Genomic DNA, 3,847 nt, shown 5'->3' on the forward strand with positions numbered 1-3,847 from the left:
GGATCTGCGGCCGCTTGCAACGTCGGTACCCCTGCCTGATCTGGAAAAGAAGTACACGACATCCGGTCTGATGTCGTTCCTCAAGGATCCACTCAAGTCCCGCCCTTCGGGAAGAATGCCTTCGCTGGGATTGAACGACGAAGAAGCAGCGAGTCTGGCTCATTACTTCGTCCAGGATAGGAACCTGAGCCCGACGTCGAAGTATCTGTTGTTTCACGGAAGTTGGGAGAAACTACCCGACTTCCGTGAGTTGAAACCGGTGGGGGATGGTGAGTGCTTTGGTTTTGATTTGTCAGTCTCCGGGCGTGCAAACGACTACGCCATCCAATTCACCGCAATTCTTAACGTTCAAAAAGAAGGTGAATACCAGTTCTGGCTGGGATCGGATGATGGCAGCAGGCTCGTCATTGATCACGACGTCGTCCTGGACTGTGACGGCATACATCCCCATCAGACGGTGCAGGGTCGAAAAGTCCTGGGAGCTGGCCAGCATCAGGTGGTTGTCGAGTATTTCCAGGGGGGAGGCGAAGCGACGCTGGAAGTGCAGATCAAGGGGCCTGGATTGCCCCAGCAACCGCTCAGCGGTTTGCTGTCGCTCGATGCCAAACCGAAACCTCCCACCGACGAACAGCCCTCGTTCGTGATTGTTCCTGAACTGGTCGCCAAAGGAAAAGAGCTTTTTGCCAGCATGGGATGTGCTTCGTGTCATGTCATGAATGTGGATGGTCAACGAATCGCGTCATCACTCCAAGCCAAGCCACTGGTTGAGGTACGACCTGATTCAGGCTGTCTTGCCGAACACGTTTCCGGCAACCATCCCCGGTACGGGCTGAATGCGGCCCAGCGAGCGGCCCTGCATCTGGCGCTGAAGGTTCCGTTCGAGGAAACGCTCGCGGAAGGCGTACATCGTACGCTGACGACTTTGAACTGTTACGCCTGCCATCAGCGCAATGGTCTGGGGGGAGCCGAAGCCGAACGCGACGGGGCGTTCGAGTCGCGGCAGCGGGAAATGGGAGACGAAGGTCGCCTTCCTCCCACGCTGACGGGAGTCGGTGACAAATTGCGGGCAGACTGGCTGCGGCAGATCCTGCATCACAGCAGCAATGACCGCAAGGAATACCTGGTCACCCGCATGCCTCGCTACGGAGCAGCGAATGTGGAACCCCTGGTGAACCAGTTCCTCAAACTTGACCAGCAGCCTGATCCGTTGCCACCGGCCGACTTTCCTGAGCCGGACTATCGCGTGAAGGCACACGGGCGATTGATGGTGGGGGGGCAATCTCTGTCCTGCATCAAGTGTCACGACTTCGGTCCGCATCCTTCGACGGGCGTCCGCGCCATAAATCTGACCTCGATGCATAAACGATTGCGACCGGAATGGTTCTACAGATACGTACTGGATCCCCAGGCCTATCGACGTGGAACACGCATGCCCGCTCCGTGGCCGTTCGGACAGACGACCGTCCGGAATGTCCTCAATGCCGACGTCAATCTTCAGGTGCAGGCCGTCTGGCTCTATCTGTCCGATGCCGAGAAGGCCGCAGTCCCCGCAGGACTTGTCCGGGAACCTATTGAACTGAAGCCGACCAACGAGCCGATTCTATACCGAAACTTCATCGAAGGAGCGGGCAGCCGAGGGATCGGTGTCGGATACCCCGAAGGAGTCAACCTCGCGTTCGACGCCAATGAAATGCGTCTGGCGGTGATCTGGCATGGGGCGTTCATCGACGCTTCCAAACATTGGACCGGGCGAGGGCAGGGGTTTGCCGACCCCTTGGGAGACGATGTCCTCTTCCTGCCGCAGCAGAGTCCACTCGCTATTCTCGACGCGCTCGATCAGGAATTTCCCGCGACACCAGCCCGCGATCGGGGGTTCAATTTTCTTGGATACCGTCTGGACGATTCCAAGCGACCTACGTTTCGCTATTCGTGGAATGGACTGACCATCAGCGACACGCCGCTACCTGTGGCCAGAGAAGGGCAGTATCCCTCGCTGAAGAGAAGCCTGGTTTTTGAAAATGCGCCGGACCGGGTGGATCAACCCTCACGTCTCTGGTTTCGAGCAGCCTCGGGGAAGTCGATTACTACGGAACGAACCGGTCTCTATCAGATCGAAGGGGTTTGGAAGATCGAGGTCGAAGATCCGCAGACCGTTCAGCCGCTCGTCCGTAAATCGGGTGAGCAGCAGGAACTGTTGATTCCCGTTCAATTGAAGAACAGTTCTGCCCGAATCGCCGTTCACTATGTCTGGTGAGCGATGGTCGTGAAGCCGACACGAATGCAGCGACAAAGCGCTCGCTCACTTTGTCATTTCAGGGCGGAAGGGACGGCGAACGAAGGGGACATTGTCTCACGCTGATCGGTTCGAGGCCTAGGTGCGTGAGCCAGAATTTGTCGTTCGTTGCTGGTCCCTAGACGTCAGCCGAAGTCGTTGACGGATGCCGGGGGGCGTAACGCAGAGGGCGAGAGACTTCCAGGTAATCCACATCAGCAAACGGCGATGGATTGTCCTGTCAAAAAAGTTTCGCAGTCGTTTCCAAAAAGAGGAGTCGGCTGAAAGCATAGGCGCTCGCCCGGCTCTGGCCATCAGACCAGTTCCGGCTACACTTCCAGCCGACTTACCCTTGGTGGAACCGACTGCGAAACATGTTCAATATCTGCATCCTTGCAGCAGTCGAAGTCAAAGTCTTGTTGACGAAGAGAAATGAAAGCAAGGGGCGTGCCGCAACGTGACGGCTCGCAAATAAAATGGATTCCAGGCGAATGTCATGCAGAAAATGAGTTTTGAAAGAGATTCAATTTCACGAAGCTCATCGTAGATTGCTCAGCCAGAAGGCAGATCCGCACAAAAAGAGCACCGCCGAGGGGCATCCATTAGAACCTTCAGATCTGTTGGATTCTTTCGGCTCACCGCAATCATCACTGACGACCGATGGGCAGACATGTAGACCTGCGGTGTGGGGGGGGAATGCAATGCGGTCCAACATCTGACCACCGATGCGACTTCTTGCGTGGAGCGACTGAGCGCTCCCCCTTCGGTGCTCACTCATGCGGTGTATTTCATCCCTGCGGCGTATCTCATGCCTGCCGTTCCTGAGCCCGACAGAGCGGCGGCCCGCTGTTGAGTGAACGGCAAGTCTGGCTGAATCACTTTCTCTCGACATGCGATCGTCAGTGGATCTCCTGCAGGTCAGCGCGCGTCGTTTCGTAGGTGGTGTTGAAGGCGAGTGCCTCAGGGTCGGGGGTGACGCCCCAGTGTTCGCACGCAGCGCGATAGACGTCCGGCCACCAGTTTCGGTGCTGTGTCAGGCCTTCTTCGAGATAGTTGCGCCAGTGACTCAGAACCTGAGACCAGCAACGGTCCCCATACGACATGGCCTCGTTCAGGTTACCAAACTCTTTGACATACCACTCACGCCCAATCTGGGCATGCAGGACTTCGTCGGCCCAGTCGAAGTCCTGGAACAGTCCCGCCAGCGGAACGCCTGAAGCCAGTCCCACTTCCCATTCGTAGCGTTTGCCCGTACGGGGCATCAGTCCCTGCTCGATGAAGAACAGGACGGCGTGGCGTTCCCAGGGCTTGAGCTGCGTATTCAGGTTTCGTGACCAGGTGAAGTTGATCGGAATTTGCGACCAGTCAATCCCCAGGTGCACAAAGCCAACTTCCCCCAGCATCGCGTGGCGTGCCTCGTCCCAGAGCTGGCGAGTCATATCACGATAATACTTCCAGGGCTTGCCCGGCGTCTGGACCAGAATACTGGCCATCATTTCAGGAACATCAATTTCCCTCAGACGCTTGTAGAACATCATCAGGGATTTGTCCCGGGCCGAAAAACGCTCGTCGTAG

Annotated in this window: 1 protein-coding gene and 1 pseudogene; one reads left to right on the forward strand and one right to left on the reverse strand. The window is 56.9% G+C overall.

The annotated features are described in order from the left end of the window. The coding region (locus tag VGE80_RS10170; protein WP_440592585.1) for a PA14 domain-containing protein at window positions 1–2,254 on the forward strand (2,254 nt) is incomplete at its 5' end. A 917-nt stretch (window positions 2,255–3,171) separates the two neighbouring features. Here VGE80_RS10170 and VGE80_RS10175 read toward each other — a convergent pair. Beyond that, a pseudogene (locus VGE80_RS10175) lies at window positions 3,172–3,847 on the reverse strand (hypothetical protein); the annotation flags it as partial.

It is taken from the genome of Schlesneria sp. (assembly GCF_036405755.1).
In the GTDB taxonomy this organism is placed as follows: domain Bacteria; phylum Planctomycetota; class Planctomycetia; order Planctomycetales; family Planctomycetaceae; genus Schlesneria; species Schlesneria sphaerica.